The following is a 375-nucleotide window of genomic DNA, read 5'->3' as shown; positions in this document are numbered from 1 at the left end:
GCCGATGCCGCTCTCGTACGCCCGGCACGCCGCCCAGAACAGCCGGGCGTTGCGCCGGCCCTCCCGGGCGGCGAGGACGAACCCGACCAGCCCCTCGCCCCGCGGTCCGGGTCGCCCCCCGCGGGCGCGCGCGGGAGGCCGCGGCGGGGGGACCAGCAGGCGCAGGAGGGCCGGCGGGGAGGGCGCCGGGGGGAGGGGGGGGGGGCCGGGCGCCCGGCGGGAGGGGGCGCGCGCGGGCACCGAGGCGGGGCCGGCCAGGGAGGCGGCGGAGCCGCGGGTGTCGATGCCCGGGGGGAGGCGGCCGGCCGCGGTCGGGGCGGGGGCGCCGGGGGGGGCGGGCAGCCAGAGGTGGCGGCCCGCGCCGGGGGTTAGCAA

1 pseudogene is annotated in these 375 nt (G+C 86.1%); it reads right to left on the bottom strand.

What is annotated here, in order from left to right:
• A pseudogene (locus A4V12_RS36570) lies at nucleotides 1-375 on the bottom strand (bifunctional DNA primase/polymerase); the annotation flags it as partial.

It is taken from the genome of Streptomyces noursei, assembly GCF_001646665.1.
GTDB lineage: Bacteria > Actinomycetota > Actinomycetes > Streptomycetales > Streptomycetaceae > Streptomyces > Streptomyces lavendulocolor.
Note: the sequence above shows the minus strand (reverse complement) of the source record. Positions and strands in the feature narration are given on the sequence as shown.